Consider the following 16635-nt stretch of genomic DNA (forward strand, 5'->3'; position numbering starts at 1 on the left):
GGAGCAGAAATGTTCGAGCGTCATCAACAAAATGATTTAACGAATTATTTGAAAGGTAAAACGACGGATGAAGAATTTCAAAAGAGTACAAAGCTTTGGAATAATTACAAAACAGATTATAAACCGCTTGTAGATTTTGCAAAAGAGAAGAATTTAGATTTTATAGCGACTAATGTAACGCGCAAATATGCTTCGTATGTTGCTAAGAATGGGCTTGAATCTTTGGATACTATTTCTAACAATGAGAAAGCTTATATTGCGAAACTTCCTATTACCATAGATTATGATGCGCCTGGTTATCCTGAAATGATAAGAATGATGGGAGATCACGCTGGAGTGAAGGCAAAACAGTTTGTTGCAGCACAAGCTACAAAGGATGCTACTATGTCAGAATCAATTTTGAATAATTTGAAGAAAAATAATCTATTTATTCATTACAATGGTGATTATCATTCTAAAAATTATGGCGGAATTTATTGGTATTTGAAATATTTTCGACCTGAGCTCAAAATCGCTGTAATTGAAATTCTAGAAAGTGAAGATTTAAATGAAAAATTATCTGCAATTAAATCAAAAAACGAAAATGTTACTACGACAGAATTTATTATAGTAATTCCTAAGGATTCGCCTAAAACCTACTAATTTTACTGATAAGCAGAAAGTTTTATTGATTTTTTTTCATATTTTGCATTTTTAAAAAATAAAGCAAACAATTAAATACAACTATGGACAGAAGAAATTTTATTAAATCGACTGCTGCAGCATCTACGGTAGCATTAGTATCACCAGATTCATTATTTGATTTTTCATCAAAAATTGATAAAGTGAGAGTAGGAATTGTTGGCTGTGGAATGAGAGGACAGGTACATTTAGATGAATTGTTAAAAAGAAATGATGTAGAAGTCGTTGGGATCGCTGAACCAGATCAACGAATGATTGATCGTTCGAACAAAATTTTTGCGAAATACAAGAAAAAACCTGTAGAGTATTTTAAAGGTTTAGATGGATATAAAAAATTATATAAGAATAAGAAAATTCATGCTGTAATTATAGCTACGCCATGGGAGTTTCATGCTGAGCAAACAATTGCAGCAATGAATGCTGGTAAAATTGTTGGTTTAGAAGTGTGTGGAGCAATGAATTTGCAAGAATGTTGGGATTACGTAGATACCTATGAAAAAACCAAAGTTCCTGTATTTATGATGGAGAATGTTTGTTACCGTCGCGATGTGATGGCTATAATGAATATGGTTCGTAAAGGAATGTTTGGTCAAATTGTTCATGGACAAGGTGGTTACCAACACGATTTAAGAAATGTATTATTCAATGATGGTAAACAACCTTATGGTGGTGGAGTTGAATTTGGAGACAAAGGTTTCTCTGAAGCTGCTTGGCGTACAAATCATTATGTAAAACGTAATGCAGAATTATATCCAACGCATGGTTTAGGACCAATTGGTACAATGATGGATGTTAACCGTGGAAATAGAATTACACACTTAACTTCTATGGCTTCTCAACAAGCAGGTTTAACTGATTATATCGTGAAGAATGGAGGTGCAGATCATCCAAATGCAAAGGTTAAATTTAAACAAGGAGATATTGTTCAAACAATGTTAAAATGTGAGAACGGAGAAACAATCCTATTAACACATGATACATCTTTACAGCGTCCATATAACTTAGGTTTCCGTATTCAAGGAACTGATGGTATTTGGCAAGATATCGGTTCTGGAGGATTTAGTCAAGGTTTCATTTATTTCGAAGATGAAATGAAACATTCTCACAAATGGGCGAGTTCAGAAGATCATTTAAAAACTTACGATCACCCATATTGGAAAAAATACGAAACTCAAGCAGAAGGAGCAGGACACGGAGGAATGGATTTCTTCTTAATGAATGATTTTATCGAGTGTATTAAAGCAAACAAAGAATTCCCATTCGATGTATACGATTTAGCAACTTGGTATGCAGTAACACCATTAAGTGAAAAATCTATCGAAGGAAATGGTGCTTCTCAAGAAATGCCAGATTTTACAAGAGGAAAATATAAAACAAGAAAACCAGTTTTTGGTACAGAAGATTATGGAATCTAAAACCTTATCATTAGTCATTTTAGCAGGTGGAATGGGAAGCCGCTACAAAGGACAAAAACAAATTGATCCAATTGGACCAAGTAAAGAAACGTTGATGGAATATTCAATTTTCGATGCTTTTTCTTGCGGAATAAAACATTTTGTATTCATTATTAATGATCAACTTGATGTTGAAACCAAAAAATATTTTCAAAATTTAATTGAAAAAAATGGAGGTTCAGCTGAGTTTGTTCTCCAAACAACGTATACTTCTGTTCCGAGAGGAATTTACGATACAATAGAAAAAAGAGAAAAACCTTGGGGAACGGGACATGCTTTAATGATTACAAAAAATCATTTAAATAATCCATTTATTGTGATTAATGCAGACGATTTTTATGGTCGTAAAGCATTTGAGAAAGCAAATGAATTGGTTCAAAACGAAAAAATTACAGCAAATACTTATGGTATGGTTGCGTACAAATTGGCCAATACGATTAGCGAAAATGGTTCTGTTTCTCGCGGAGTTTGTACAGTAACTAACGGTCATTTGGAGAATGTAGTAGAGCGTACAAATATCTATTCTAACGAGAATGGAGAAATTGTTTTCGAAGAAGATAATAACGTTTTACCATTAGATGGAGATACGACTGTATCGATGAATTTCTTCGTTTTACATCCTTCTATTTTTAGAAAATTAGAAGATAAATTTGAGGAATTTCTTCACGAAAATGCTTCTCAATTGAAAGCAGAATTTTTCTTGCCGAAAGTTGTAAATGATATGATCAAAGAAGATCAATTGGAAGTGATTGTAGAAAAATCGGATGACAATTGGTTCGGAATGACTTATCCAGAAGACAGAGAAGTTGTAGTAAATTCTATTCACAATTTAATCAATGATCAAAAATATCCAAATTCACTTTGGACATAAATTATAATGGAGAAAATATTAAAACATTATTTCGAAAATATAGATCAAGTTAGTATTAATCCAATCAGTTCTGGTTGGATTAATTCTACTTATGAAGTTGGGTATGAGGGAAAAAAATATATTTTACAAAAAATAAACACGCACGTTTTTCCTCAACCAGAAGTAATTTCGAACAATATTGACATCATTTCTCGTCATCTAAAAGCAAAGAATTATCAAAATTCGGTAATCGAAATTGTAAAAGATTTGCAAGGAAATTTATTAGCAAAAGAAGATGGAGAAATTTGGAGAATGACTTCTTTTATTCCAAATTCTATTTGTTTTGAGAAAGTGGAATCTGCGGAACAAGCATACGAAGCGGCGAAAACAATTAGCGAATTTCATTCGTATTTGTTAGATTTTAATGTTGATGAAATTCATCCTTCGATTGTCGGGTTTTTAGATTATCATAAACGTGTAAATGATTTCAAAAATGCATTGAAAAATGCTTCAACAGAGCGTTTAGAAGAAACGAAAGAAGAAGTTGCTTATATTTTGGATAATCTGTATCAAGTTGAAAAGTATTTAGAAATAGATTTCCCAAAGCGTGTCGTTCATGCTGATGCGAAAATCAGTAATTTCTTATTTAATAATGATAATCATTCGCAAGCAATCGCTGTGATAGACTGGGATACAATAATGCCAGGGAATATTTTGTGCTATTTTGGAGATATGATTCGTACATACGCAAACCTGAAAGCTGAAGACGATCCAAATGGAGAAAATGGTTTTTCGGCAGATTATTATTTGGCTGTTAAAAAAGGTTTTCAAGAACACCTGAAAAATGTGTTGACGCCTGTCGAGCTTGATAATATGGATTTTGTTGCGTATATTGTGATTTATATTCAAGCGGTTAGATTTTTGGCAGATTATTTAGAAAACGATATTTATTATTCGATTTCTTATCCAAAACAAAATCTAAATCGTACGATTAATCAAATCAATTTATTAAAAGCATTAACAAAATTTCATGAAGAAAATTCGGTTCGAAAAATATAAACCTACAGATTTTAATAACTTTTTTAAACTTGTTCAGGACGACGAAGTGATGAAATACATTTCTGGCAAAGGTTTGAATGAAGAGCAAGCAAATCATAAATTCACTTCAATTTTAGAAAAAGGAGAAGTTGATGAAAATTTAGGTTTTTTCAAAGTTTATGATGAAAATGATAATCTTTTAGGTGATTGTAAATTGGTTTACAACAAACACATCGAAAATTCACTTGAAATAGGTTATTTATTGAAAAAAGAATTTTGGAGAAAAGGTTTTGGATCAATGATTTGTGAACATTTATTAGCAGAATCAAAAGAAAAATTTCCAGATTTGCAAGTAATGGCTGTTATCGATCCTGATAATGTTGCTTCGAGAAAGTTGTTAGAAAAGTTTAATTTTGAATCGTATTGGAAAGGCATCGAAAATGATTTGCCTACAGAAAAATTGCTTTTAAAAGAGAAATGATACGAGTAAAAGATGTCGCTTTGGCGATGGAAGAAATAGCGCCTTTGGCGTATGCAGAAGATTTTGACAATGTTGGATTGCTAGTTGGTGATTACAATGATGAGGTAACAGGAATCTTGGTAACGTTGGACACAACCCCAGAAGTTGTGGAAGAAGCGATTGAGAAAAATTGTAATTTGATTGTGAGTTTTCATCCAATTATTTTTTCTGGTTTAAAGAAATTTAACGGAAAAAATTATGTTGAAAAAGCAGTGATGACAGCAATCAAAAATGGAATTAATATTTATGCAACGCATACGGCTTTAGATAATTCGAAAGTTGGTGTTAATTTCAAAATTTCTGAACAATTAGCTTTATTGAATACTAAAATTCTTATTCCGAAATCGCAAACCATCAAACAATTGATTACTTATGTTCCAACAGAACATGCTGAGCAATTGAAATCTGCGTTGTATGAAGTTGGTGCAGGGAAAATTGGGAATTATGATTCGTGCGGTTTTGCGATAGAAGGTAAAGGAAATTTTCGACCAATTGTTGGTGCGAATCCTTTTATTGGTGAGATTGGGAAATTGGAAACAGTAAACGAAACGCGAATAGAAGTTGTAGTTCCAGAACATTTGGAAGGTGAAGTGATGAATGCTTTGTTCAAAAATCATCCGTACGAAGAGGTTGCGTATTCTGTTATTTCGTTGAATAATCAAAACAATTATATTGGAATTGGAATGATTGGAGAGTTGGAAAATGAAATGGAGGAACTCGATTTTTTCAATTATCTGAAAACTCAAATGAATACACCCGTTATTCGTCATTCCAAATTATTAAACAAAAAAATAAAGAAGGTTGCTGTACTTGGAGGTTCTGGCGCATTTGGAATAAAAAATGCAATTTCGGCTGGAGCGGACGTTTATATCACGGCTGATTTGAAATATCACGATTTTTTTACAGCTGAAAATAAGCTTGTTTTGGCAGATATTGGACATTTTGAATCGGAACAGTTTACAAAAAACTTAATAACTTCGTATCTTAAAGAAAAATTTACTAATTTTGTGGTCTTTAATTCTGGAATTAATACCAATCCTGTTAATTATTGTTAACTATGTCTGAAACAAAAAATATCAAAGAACTAAGCGTAGAAGAAAAACTTCGCGCATTATACGACTTGCAATTAATTGATTCACGTTTAGATGAAATCAGAAACACAAGAGGTGAATTACCTTTAGAAGTTGACGATTTGAGCGACGATGTTGCACAATTAGAAACGAGAATCCAAAAAATAGTTGACGAAACTAAAGGTTTGGATGAAGAAATTAAATTGAAGAAAGAAGCAATCAAAAATGCTGAAGCTTTAATTAAAAAATACACGAAACAACAAGATAACGTACGTAACAATAGAGAATTTGATGCTTTAGCGAAAGAAGTTGAGTATCAAGGTTTGGAAATTGAGTTATCTGAAAAACGTATTCGTGAGTTTACAGTTAAAATTTCTCAAAAAAATGCACAAGTTGAAGAATTTAATACAAAATTAGATTCAATGAAAGAGCATTTATCTCACAAACAAGCTGAGTTGGATACAATTGTAAAAGATACAGAAAAAGAAGAAAGTAATTTATTAAAATTATCTTCTGAATATTCTGCTAAAATCGAACAAAGATTGTTAGACGCTTACAGCCGTATCAGAAATTCTGTGAAAAATGGTTTAGCTGTTGTTCCTGTACAACGTGGAGCTTCTGCGGGATCTTTCTTTACAATTCCACCACAAAGACAAATGGATATCGCTCAACGTAAAAAAATTATCGCTGACGAACATTCAGGACGTATCTTAGTTGATTTGGAATTGGCTTTAGAAGAGCAAGAAAAAATGGAAATCGTTATCAAAGGGTAATTTCTGTTAAAAAATATTTTATTTAATATCAAAGTGTTACACGATTGTGTAACACTTTTTTTATGCTAAAACTAGTTATTGTTATTTTTTAGCACGCTATTTGTATTACCGCAATTATAATTAGTTTGAAAATTTAGAAATTATGAAAAAAATTATATTTTTAGCAATGTTAGCTGTCTCATCTATCTCTTTAACATCTTGTGTAAATAATGATGATGGCTATTATGAACCTGAGATTGTAAATGTTGGACAAATCAATTATGATGGTGTATCATTTCCGCTTCGAAATGCAGTTGTTGCAGATATCAAAAAGGCTGATGGCGGATTTTATTATAGTGTAGAATTATCTACAAATCCAGTTCCTAAAAATGGTAAATTAAATGGAGCTTATTTGTATTTAGAAATTTTCCAAAGAGGTGATTTAAATTTTAATGGAACTTACGTAACAGAAAATAATGATAGAGGATTGGATTATATAGAATATTACGAAGATCCTATTATGCAAAATTATGTGCCAGTTCTTAATTCAGGGACGTTTGCTTTGTTAGACACAGATTTTTCTTCTGGTTCAATTAACTTAAAAAATTATTTTGACCCTTATAACAGAAGTTTATTGTCTACAAACTTTGCGTTAAGAGTTTCGAATGGTAAAACATTAACTGGTGATTTTGATGGATTATTTGATTTTATCCAATTATACAGCAAATCTGCAAAAGATGCTGTAAGTGCAAAATCTGCATCAACAGAAAGAGTAAAAACAGGAGTGAGAACACCTTCTGCAAGAAAATAAAATTTCAATTTATAAATACAAAAAACTCCGCTAAATTTTTAGCGGAGTTTTTTATTGATATACTTTTTTGATTAAGCTTCTATTTCTTTATCACGATTTTTTGGAAAACGGCGATAACCTTTCAAATTAAATCTAAAATCTTTTTTCGTTGGACGAACAATAATACGTAATGATGAATCATTTGTAAAATAATTTTGAGCCCAATTGAAGAAAATTGCCAGTTTGTTGCGAACGGTCAAGATTAACATTAAGTGTAAGAACATCCATGTAAACCATGCTAAACGCCCAGAGAAAGAGAATTTAGGTAAGTCAACAACAGCTTTATGTTTTCCTATTGTAGCCATAGAGCCTGGATCTTGATATTCAAATAAAGCTAATTTATCTTCCGATAAACCTTGTCCAATTTTATTGAAATTTTTGGCTAAATTCATAGCTTGATCCCCAGCAACGCGTGCTAATTGAGGATGTCCATGAGGGTATTTAGGTGTTTCCATACAAGAAATATCACCAATAGCATATATGTTATCAGTTCCAATAATTTTACTTGTACGATCTACCTTAAAACGGTTACCTCTTTGTAACTCTTCCTGAGAAACAGCTCCTTCAGGAATGTTTCCTGTAACACCAGCAGACCAAATTAAATTTTTTGTTTTGATTGTGCGTCCGTCAGCTAAGGAAATAGTTTTTCCATCATAATCTGTAACTCGTCCTTCTGTCCAAATATGCACTCCCATATTTGTCAAATATTCGTGAGACTTTTTATGAGCTAAATCAGACATAGGTCCTAATAAATTAGGACTTCCTTCAATCAAATAAATATTCAATTTAGAGAAATCTAAATCTGGATAATCTTTTGGTAGAATGTGTTTTTTCATGTGTGCAATTGCACCAGAAAGTTCTACTCCAGTTGGTCCTCCACCAACAACAACAATGTTTAAAATTTCTTCTAATTCTTCTTCTGACTCAGCAGAATAAGCACTTTCAAAATTTGTTAACAATCTGTTTTTTAGCGTTAAAGCTTCGTTTGTGGATTTCATTGGGAATGATAATTCCTCAATTTGTTTATTACCAAAGAAATTTGTGGTACATCCCATGGCAATAACCAAATAATCGTAAGAAAAATCTCCGATTGTGGTTTCAACAATATTAGCTTCTTTTTTTATTGCTGTTACTTCAGCTAATCGTACGCTGACATTTTTACTTCCTTGAAATACTTTTCGTATTGGAAATGAAATATCACTAGCGTTAATTCCTGCTGTAGCAACCTGATAAAAAAGAGGTTGAAATTGATGATAGTTATAACGGTCAATAAGTGTAACAGAAAAGTGTGGGTTATTATTTAATTTACGGGCTAATTTAAGTCCGGCAAATCCAGCACCTAAAATGACAATCTTTTTCTTTTCCAAAATTCACTTTTTTGTAAAATTACGAACAAACTAAGAAACAATGAAAGATTTATTAAAAATTATTCTGAACCTTAGATATTTACTATGATATCGGATTGATTATTAGATTTTTTTAAATTCATGTTTTTTGTCAGTTTTAAATAAATTGTTAAAATTATTTGTGATTTTACGTGTTTTCAAGCTTTTTTAATTTTTATGAAAGATTAAAATTTAAACAATTTTTAAGCTGAATCATTTTAAGAAATCAATCAAATTCACGAATTTTATTCCAAATTAATCAAGTCAAAAAAAACAAGTAATGAGCAAATTATTTGAATCAATCAATATAAATGAATCTATTTCATTAAAAAATAGAATTATTATGTCGCCAATGTGCCAATATTCTTCGGAAGATGGTTTTCCAAATGATTGGCATTTTCAGCATTATGTTTCGCGTGCTGTGGGCAATGTTTCGGCAATTATACAAGAAGCAACAGCAGTTGTTGCAGAAGGTCGAATTTCGTATGGTGATTTAGGAATTTGGAAAGATGAACATATCGAAGCGTATCAAAAATTAACTTCCGAAATCAAAAAATACAATTGCGTTCCTGGGATTCAGTTAGCGCATGCAGGAAGAAAAGCAAGTACAGAAAAACCTTGGTTGGGACACAATCAAATAAAATCTGACGAAAAAAATGGCTGGAAAACAGTTTCGAGTTCTAATTTACCTTTTAATGAATCGGATGAAATTCCACATCAATTAACAATTTCTGAAATTAAAGATGTTGTAAAAGAATGGGGAAAAGCAACGGATCGTGCTATAAAAGCTGGTTTTGAAATTTTAGAAATTCATGGTGCGCATGGTTATTTGGTTCATCAATTTCTTTCGCCTTTAATCAATAATAGAACAGATGAATATGGTGGAAGTTTCGAGAATAGAATTCGTTTTGTGTTGGAAATTGTTGAAGAAATGCAAAAATATATTACAACTCAATCACTTTGGATTCGTTTGTCAGCTTCGGATTGGGCAGAAAATGGTTGGAATTTAGATGAAACAATTGAATTGTGTAAAATATTAAAACAAAATGGAGTAGAAGTGATTGATGTTTCGTCTGGAGGTGGAGTGAGTCATCAAAAAATTGATGTCAAAAAAAATTATCAAGTCCCATTCGCAAATGAAATTAAAAATCAAGTTGAAATAATTACTGGAGCTGTTGGATTAATTTTTGAACCAAAACAAGCCGAAGAAATTCTTCAAAATAATGAAGCTGATTTAATATTTTTAGGAAGAGAATTATTACGTGATCCATATTTTGCATTGTGTGCTGCAAAAGAGTTAGAAGAAGATATTAAGTGGTTGCCACAATATGAAAGAGCAAAAAATAATCATTACGCATAAACCATGTTAGCATTAAAAAAAATCCATCATATTGCAATTATTTGTTCAGATTATCAAAAATCAAAACATTTTTACACAGAAATTTTAGGTTTCGAAATTGTGCAAGAAGTTTATAGAAAAGAACGTGATTCTTATAAATTAGATTTAGCTTTGCAAAATTATTACTGCATCGAATTATTTTCTTTTCCTAATCCCCCAAAACGTGTTTCTCGACCAGAAGCTTCTGGATTGAGACATATTGCTTTTGCTGTGGGAAATATAGAAAATGAAGTAGAAAAACTAACGCAGTTGAATGTAACGGTAGAGCCAATTCGTGTGGATGAATACACGCAAAAGAAGTTCACTTTTTTTGAAGATCCCGATGGTTTGCCGATAGAATTATACGAAGAATAGAAGAATAAATGGTAAAAAAGAGTTTACTTGCCTTAGCAATGGGAGGTTTAGCCATCGGAATGACGGAATTTTCGATGATGGGAGTTTTAGAAGATTTTGCAAAAGATTTGAATATTTCAATTCCAACAGCAGGGAATTTTATATCAATGTACGCAATGGGCGTAATGGTTGGAGCTCCAACATTGATTATGGCTACAAGTAAATATTCGCCAAAAAAAGTATTGATCTTTTTTATGTTATTGTTTACTATTTTTAACTCACTTTTTGTTATTGCACCAAGTTACAATACCTTATTAATTGCTCGTTTTATGTCTGGTTTGCCTCACGGAGCGTTTTTTGGAGTAGGATCTGTTGTGGCAGCACAATTAGCAACAAAAGGAAAAGAAGCGCAAGCTATTTCGATTATGTTTGCAGGATTAACGTTTGCGAATTTGGTCGGTGTTCCATTAGGAACAAAATTAGGACAAGTTTTTTCGTGGCGATTAACATTTGGGATTATTGCAAGTTTAGGATTAATCACGATGTTAGCGATTTCTCTTTGGGTTCCGAATCTTAAAAATACAAACAAAGGAAGTTTAGTAGAACAATTAAGTTTTTTCAAAAAATGGGAAGCTTGGGTATTAATTGTGATGATTTCTATTGGAACTTCAGGATTATTTGCGTGGATAAGTTACATTTCTCCATTAATGACAAATGTGGCAGATTTACCTAAAACAAAAGTTCCAATAATTATGACTTTGATTGGTTTAGGAATGTTTGTCGGTAATTTTATAGGTGGAAAATTGGCAGATACCATGTCACCAAATAAAGCTGCAATCATCTCTTTTGCGTCGATGGCGGTTTGTTTAGTGATTGTTTATTTCACTTCTCATATACAAATAATGGCTTATATCATGTCGTTTATTACAGGATTAATTGCGTTTACAATTGGTTCCCCAATTCAAATGATGTTGATTAATAATGGAAAAGGATCTGAAACTTTAGCCGCAGCGGCTGGTCAAGCAAGTTTTAATATCGGAAATGCTTTAGGTGCATTTTTAGGAGGAATTCCGATTGCAATGGGATTAGGATTTAATTCACAATTGTGGGTTGGCTTTATTATGGCTTCGGTCGGATCAATAATTGCAGCAATCTTTTTACAATTAAAATCGAAAAGAGTTTAAAAATATTACTTCAATCATAATCAAAGGATGTTCTACGGAGCATCCTTTTTTAGTTTATATTTGTACAAATTAAACTCAAATGAATCATTACAAAGCTCTTATTATAGACGATGAACACTTTGCTCAACAAGGGTTAAAGAAAATTATTCAACATGCTTTGCCAGATTTTTTTGTTTCCATTGATACTGCGAATTCTGTAAAAGAAGGTGTTGAAAAAATTAAGGAAAATCAACCAGATATAGTTTTTTTGGATATTCAGATGCCAGAGGAATTTGGGTTTAAATTATTTGATTATTTTGATGATATTACGTTTGATGTCATTTTTACAACAGCTCATTCAGACTATATTTTAGAAGCCGTAAATCAATGGGGATGTTTGGGATATTTGATGAAACCTATTTCAATTTCTGACCTTAAAGTATTATTGAATCGTTTTGTAGAACGTCAAAATCAAACAAAAACCTCGAAAGAGATTATCAATATTGCAGATGATTTTGAAGATGAGGTAGAAACTGATAATCTGAAAGATGTTTTCAAAAATGAACATGGAATTATTTTTATTCCATCTATAACAGAGGTTTTGGTACTGAAAATTGAAGATATTATTTACTGCAAAGCGGATGATAGTTATTGTACAATTTTTACCGAAAAAGAGGCGTACATGGTAACTAAAACGCTGAAAGAGGTAGAAAACTTGATTGATCAAACCAATTTTTTTCGTGTTAATAGATCATATTTAGTCAATATTAATTTTGCTAAAAAATTTGATAAACGAAACAATTTATTGATTCTTAATTGTCATCCAAAAGACGGCGAATCAAATCTGCCTGTGACTTCTTTGGGGTATAAAATTTTATCGAATGTGGTTGCGTAACTTCATTTTTTTACTTCTTTTATTTCTTTGCTCTCATCAACTTTCTGCGCAATATGTTTTGACAAAACAATACACGTACGAAAATGGTTTGCCTGCCAATGAGATTTTGAGTGTCTACAAAGATTCTCGAAAAATTTTATGGGTTGGAACTCGTTTTGGCGTGTTTGTGAAAGACATGGATAATTTCAAAATGATGAAACGCTTCGAGAAAGTACAATACAATAATGTTTGGACAATAATAGAAGATAGACAGCATAATGTTTGGTTTGGAAGTTATGGACAAGGAATATTGAAATTTACAGGTCAACGTTTTGAACAAATTAATACAGCGAAAGGGTTGGTTTCGGATCGCGTTCGAAATTTATTTTATTTAGATGATTTAATATATGTTGCTGCGCAAGGAGGCGTTTCGATTATTGATACAAAATCAAAGAAAATTTACAATCCTTCTTTCGAAAAAAATAACAATATTGTGTTCGAAGCGGTGTCTTTTTTCGAATATCAAAATAAAGTTTATGTTGCAACAATCGATCATGGTGTTTATGAAGTTCATCGTGATAAGTTGAAGTTGGTCAATCCTTTCAATCGAATTAATTATAGTTTTTTGTATAATAATGATTTGTATTTGTCATCGTCTAAAGGTCTTAATGTTATTCCGATAAACGATTTCTTGAATAAAAAATTGAATTTTAAAACGTATGATTTTCCAGTTTTTAGAAATCACAACATTTCAGATAAACGTCATTCTCTTTTATTAGCTGGTTACGAAACGGGTGCGGGAAATGGTATGGTTGCGGAGTTAAAGAATAATAAAATAACAGATCAAACAGAAAATTTTAAAATCACTTCGGATTATCCATATCGAGTTTTTAGTAGTAAAACGGATGATTTAATTTATGTAGGAAGTGCTGATAAAGGACTTTTTGAAGTTCATTTTAATCATTTTTTAGATTTTTCTACGATTGATAATAAAAAAGTCATTGAAATTCTAAAAGTTGAAAATACACAATATTTTTTAACGCCAGAAGGTCTTTATTTTCAGGAGAACAATGTATTTAATAAGCAGATAAAGAGAGATGCTTTTTATCAATATATGCTTCGAAATAAGTCAAAATTCAAAGATTTTTTAAGTCAATCGAATAAAGATTTTTATGAAATAGATTTTGATTTGAAAGAAAAAAACCTTCGTTTTTATAAAATGATTATCCGTCACAATTCATTCATTATAGCAACTAATTTAGGACTTTTCGAGTTAGATTTTAATGGAGAATTCAAAGATTATTTACCTAATCGAACAAGTCAATTTACGTATTTTAATAATCAATTTATTCAGACAAATCCTTTTGGTGGAATTTTAGTTTTTGATGATTTGAATAACCTAAAATATCACTCATATTCTGCTGCACAAGCCAATGTACCGAAAGATGTTGTTTCGATTTGTCAAAATAAAAAAGCTGTATTTTTTGGATCTTCTTTAGATGGATTATTCAAGTATGAAAATGAAAATTTTATTTCGTATTTGCAAAATAATCAGTTTAAAGAATCTAAAATTAAAATGATAAAATGCGTTGGAGATAATCAGTTGTTGGTTGCAACAGAATTTGCGAAAGTTTATATTTTAGAGATAAAAGGAGATGAATTAATCACAAAAAAAGTAATTAATATTCGTGAAATTGGTGGAGAAAATATTAGTTCAATTGACATTTTTGGGAACTCAATTTTAATCGGAACCAATCGTAATTTACTCGTTTTCAATAATGGTAAAACATATATGATTGGCAATGAACAAGGTTTTGTGAATAAGGATATACATTCTTCTATTTTTGACGGAAAAACGGCTACAATTGGTGTTGAAAATGGATATTATAAGTTAAATCTTGAGAATTTATTAAAGCAAAAAAATCAGTCGAAAGAGATTATTATTACAAGTTTTAAAATTAATGATGAATCTTTTGGGATAGATAAATTTATGTGGTTTGATTTGATTGATAAAGATTTGAATTTAAAAAATAATGAGAACAATATTACACTAAATTTTGCTGTGGTTGATGCAAATTTCGCTCAAAGTTATAAGTACAGATATCGTGTAAATCCTGATGAAAAGTGGAACGAGTATTTTTATAACCCATCTATTTATTTGCGGAATATACCATATGGTAAATATCGTATTCAATTAGAAATAACAGATACAAGCAACGGACAAAAACAAATTATTGATTTGGTTTCGTTGAATGTTGACGAACCTTTTTACTTGAACATTTATTTTATTTTGTTGTCAGTCTTAACTTTAGGATTAATTATTTATCGTTATAATACAAATAAAATCAAGACGTTAAATAAATTTAATCAATTAAAAATTAGTCAATTAAATGAGAAAAATACACAAGAAAATCAACGTTTGCAATTAGAGCGACAATTAACCGAAACGAAGTTAACAGCCTTACAATCGCAAATGAATCCGCATTTTATTTTCAATGTGTTGAATTCTATTCAGTTTTATATTTTGGATAATGATATTGATAATGCGTTAAATTCGTTGGGACGTTTTTCTCACTTGATTCGTCAGATGTTAAATCTTTCAACAAAAGATGAAATTAGTTTGAAAGACGAAATTGATTTCTTGAAATTATATGTTGAAGTTGAGAATTTTAGATGGAAAAATAAAATAGAATTTGATGTTCAAATTGATAGCCAATTGGATATTTATCGTATCAAAATTCCGCCAATGTTGATTCAGCCAATTATCGAAAATTCTTTTGTTCACGCATTTGATCAAAATCATTTACAACCGATTATCAAATTGATTATTAGATTAAAAAGTGATTATTTAGAAATAATTATTGAAGATAATGGAAAGGGAAATACAACACAAATTACGCAAAATAAAACTCACGATTCGAAAGCACTTAAAATAATTAATGAGCGTTTACGATTGCTTAATCATAATATTGAAGAAAATATTTTTATAGATTTTCATGAAAAAGGAACAAAAGTTCGAATGATTTTGAAAGTTGATTAAAATTTCACCTGAATAAATTTACAATTCACCTTGCTGAAACGTGAATTAACGAAATCTAAACTCTATTTTAATGATAGATATTATTCAGTATATATATTTGCAGTATCGATTTCAAACTAAGTATTAAACTTTGATGCTTTGTTTTCTAAACCTATGAAGACACCATAAAGTATCTTAAAAGTTACATTTTTCGACGTGTGAGTCAAAAAATTTTACAACAAGAAGCTACTGCAAAGTAGCTTTTTTTTATCTTTATACCCATGAAAAATGTACAATTAGGAAATACAGATTTAGAGATAAAACCAATTTTTTTCGGAGGAAATGTTTTTGGTTGGACATTGAATGAAGAAGAATCTTTTCGAATTTTAGATGGATTTTTGGATAGAGGATTTAATGCGATAGACACTGCAAATAACTATTCGTATTGGATTGAAGGCAATGTCGGAACAGAATCTGAGAGAATTATTGGAAATTGGTTAAAATCGAGAGGAGTGAGAGATCAAATCGTTTTGGCAACGAAAGTTGGTGGACGAAATATGATTCAAGATAAGCCAAATACTACAAAAGCTCATATCTTAAAAGAAGTAGAAGAATCACTTATCCGTTTACAAACAGATTATATCGACTTGTATCAAACACATTATGATGATATAAATACACCTGTTGAAGAAACTTTATCGGCTTATAATCAATTGATAAAAGAAGGGAAAGTGAGATATATTGGTGCGTCTAATTTTTCTTCAGAACGATTGATTGAATCGTTGGATAAATCAGAACTTTACAATTTACCGCAATACAAAACTTTACAACCTGAATATAATTTGTATGATCGTCAGCATTTTGAAGAATTTTTGCAGCCTGTTGCAGAGAAATATAATTTAGCTGTTATTCCTTATTACAGTTTAGCGAGTGGTTTTTTATCAGGTAAATATAAAACTGAAGAAGATTTACAACAAAGTTTGCGCGGGCAAGGAATCAAAAAATATTTGAACGAAAGAGGATTTAAAATTTTGGACGCTTTACAAACTATTTCTACACGATATAATATTTCTTATTCGGCAGTTGCTTTGGCTTGGTTAATGGATCAGAAAACAGTTGTAGCTCCTATTGCGAGTGCAACTAAGGAACAACATCTTGATGCTTTTGTAGAAGCAGTAAATGTACAATTATCTCATGATGATGTGAAACTTTTGACCGAAGCAAGCGAATATTAGAATGGAAAATTT

General features: G+C 30.9%; 15 protein-coding genes. 14 read left to right on the forward strand and 1 reads right to left on the reverse strand.

Annotation, left to right across the window (positions count from 1 at the left end):
* From B4H69_RS04510 to B4H69_RS04545, 8 genes are all read left to right on the forward strand, one after another.
* A partial coding sequence (locus B4H69_RS04510) for a ChaN family lipoprotein (protein ID WP_291092891.1) occupies positions 1 to 642 on the forward strand: 642 nt, incomplete at its 5' end.
* A gap of 83 nt (positions 643 to 725) precedes the next feature.
* Positions 726 to 2096 (forward strand): Gfo/Idh/MocA family protein, encoded by a 1371-nt coding sequence (locus B4H69_RS04515; protein ID WP_180904605.1) that lies wholly within the window; start codon positions 726 to 728, stop codon positions 2094 to 2096.
* Entirely contained in the window at positions 2086 to 3006 is a 921-nt protein-coding gene (locus B4H69_RS04520) for a nucleotidyltransferase family protein (RefSeq protein ID WP_180904604.1), read from the forward strand. Before B4H69_RS04515 ends, B4H69_RS04520 begins: the two co-directional genes overlap by 11 nt.
* Before the next feature lie 6 nt (positions 3007 to 3012).
* Positions 3013 to 4044, forward strand: coding sequence for a phosphotransferase enzyme family protein (locus B4H69_RS04525; RefSeq protein WP_291092894.1), 1032 nt, complete (start codon positions 3013 to 3015; stop codon positions 4042 to 4044).
* The gene (locus B4H69_RS04530) at positions 4016 to 4504 is read left to right on the forward strand and encodes a GNAT family N-acetyltransferase (RefSeq protein WP_180904602.1); all 489 of its coding nucleotides are present in this window, start codon (positions 4016 to 4018) and stop codon (positions 4502 to 4504) included. The genes B4H69_RS04525 and B4H69_RS04530 overlap by 29 nt, the downstream gene beginning before the upstream one ends.
* Entirely contained in the window at positions 4501 to 5598 is a 1098-nt protein-coding gene (locus B4H69_RS04535) for a Nif3-like dinuclear metal center hexameric protein (RefSeq protein ID WP_221627907.1), read from the forward strand. Before B4H69_RS04530 ends, B4H69_RS04535 begins: the two co-directional genes overlap by 4 nt.
* Before the next feature lie 2 nt (positions 5599 to 5600).
* Positions 5601 to 6386, forward strand: coding sequence for a zinc ribbon domain-containing protein (locus B4H69_RS04540; protein ID WP_291092898.1), 786 nt, complete (start codon positions 5601 to 5603; stop codon positions 6384 to 6386).
* Between the two features lie 142 nt (positions 6387 to 6528).
* Complete coding sequence (locus tag B4H69_RS04545) at positions 6529 to 7176, forward strand: hypothetical protein (RefSeq protein ID WP_180904600.1); 648 nt, start codon at positions 6529 to 6531, stop codon at positions 7174 to 7176.
* 71 nt (positions 7177 to 7247) lie between these two features.
* Here the strand turns inward: B4H69_RS04545 and B4H69_RS04550 are convergent, their stop codons facing one another.
* Positions 7248 to 8582, reverse strand: coding sequence for an NAD(P)/FAD-dependent oxidoreductase (locus B4H69_RS04550; RefSeq protein ID WP_180904599.1), 1335 nt, complete (start codon positions 8580 to 8582; stop codon positions 7248 to 7250).
* Between the two features lie 298 nt (positions 8583 to 8880).
* Here B4H69_RS04550 and B4H69_RS04555 point away from each other — a divergent pair, with 298 nt between their 5' ends.
* From B4H69_RS04555 to B4H69_RS04580, 6 genes are all read left to right on the forward strand, one after another.
* Positions 8881 to 9960: an NADH:flavin oxidoreductase/NADH oxidase gene (locus B4H69_RS04555; protein WP_180904598.1), complete on the forward strand. Its 1080-nt coding sequence runs from the start codon at positions 8881 to 8883 to the stop codon at positions 9958 to 9960.
* Positions 9961 to 9963: 3 nt separating this feature from the next.
* The gene (locus B4H69_RS04560; RefSeq protein ID WP_180904597.1) at positions 9964 to 10353 is read left to right on the forward strand and encodes a VOC family protein; all 390 of its coding nucleotides are present in this window, start codon (positions 9964 to 9966) and stop codon (positions 10351 to 10353) included.
* A gap of 8 nt (positions 10354 to 10361) precedes the next feature.
* Positions 10362 to 11516 (forward strand): MFS transporter, encoded by a 1155-nt coding sequence (locus B4H69_RS04565; RefSeq protein ID WP_038331221.1) that lies wholly within the window; start codon positions 10362 to 10364, stop codon positions 11514 to 11516.
* A gap of 79 nt (positions 11517 to 11595) precedes the next feature.
* Complete coding sequence (locus B4H69_RS04570) at positions 11596 to 12390, forward strand: LytR/AlgR family response regulator transcription factor (RefSeq protein WP_180904596.1); 795 nt, start codon at positions 11596 to 11598, stop codon at positions 12388 to 12390.
* Entirely contained in the window at positions 12377 to 15409 is a 3033-nt protein-coding gene (locus B4H69_RS04575) for a sensor histidine kinase (RefSeq protein WP_180904595.1), read from the forward strand. The genes B4H69_RS04570 and B4H69_RS04575 overlap by 14 nt, the downstream gene beginning before the upstream one ends.
* 260 nt (positions 15410 to 15669) lie before the next feature.
* Complete coding sequence (locus B4H69_RS04580) at positions 15670 to 16623, forward strand: aldo/keto reductase (RefSeq protein ID WP_180904594.1); 954 nt, start codon at positions 15670 to 15672, stop codon at positions 16621 to 16623.
* Positions 16624 to 16635: the final 12 nt, after the last annotated feature.

The sequence above is a fragment of the Empedobacter sp. UBA6745 genome (assembly GCF_002453775.1).
Lineage (GTDB): Bacteria > Bacteroidota > Bacteroidia > Flavobacteriales > Weeksellaceae > Empedobacter > Empedobacter falsenii_C.

Coding starts and splice junctions, on each gene's coding strand:
- B4H69_RS04555 (WP_180904598.1), top strand. CDS start 8,881: ATGAGCAAATTATTTGAATCAATCAATATAAATGAATCTATTTCATTA.
- B4H69_RS04565 (WP_038331221.1), top strand. CDS start 10,362: ATGGTAAAAAAGAGTTTACTTGCCTTAGCAATGGGAGGTTTAGCCATC.
- B4H69_RS04575 (WP_180904595.1), top strand. CDS start 12,377: ATGTGGTTGCGTAACTTCATTTTTTTACTTCTTTTATTTCTTTGCTCT.
- B4H69_RS04530 (WP_180904602.1), top strand. CDS start 4,016: ATGAAGAAAATTCGGTTCGAAAAATATAAACCTACAGATTTTAATAAC.
- B4H69_RS04525 (WP_291092894.1), top strand. CDS start 3,013: ATGGAGAAAATATTAAAACATTATTTCGAAAATATAGATCAAGTTAGT.
- B4H69_RS04540 (WP_291092898.1), top strand. CDS start 5,601: ATGTCTGAAACAAAAAATATCAAAGAACTAAGCGTAGAAGAAAAACTT.
- B4H69_RS04580 (WP_180904594.1), top strand. CDS start 15,670: ATGAAAAATGTACAATTAGGAAATACAGATTTAGAGATAAAACCAATT.
- B4H69_RS04570 (WP_180904596.1), top strand. CDS start 11,596: ATGAATCATTACAAAGCTCTTATTATAGACGATGAACACTTTGCTCAA.
- B4H69_RS04515 (WP_180904605.1), top strand. CDS start 726: ATGGACAGAAGAAATTTTATTAAATCGACTGCTGCAGCATCTACGGTA.
- B4H69_RS04560 (WP_180904597.1), top strand. CDS start 9,964: ATGTTAGCATTAAAAAAAATCCATCATATTGCAATTATTTGTTCAGAT.
- B4H69_RS04535 (WP_221627907.1), top strand. CDS start 4,501: ATGATACGAGTAAAAGATGTCGCTTTGGCGATGGAAGAAATAGCGCCT.
- B4H69_RS04545 (WP_180904600.1), top strand. CDS start 6,529: ATGAAAAAAATTATATTTTTAGCAATGTTAGCTGTCTCATCTATCTCT.
- B4H69_RS04520 (WP_180904604.1), top strand. CDS start 2,086: ATGGAATCTAAAACCTTATCATTAGTCATTTTAGCAGGTGGAATGGGA.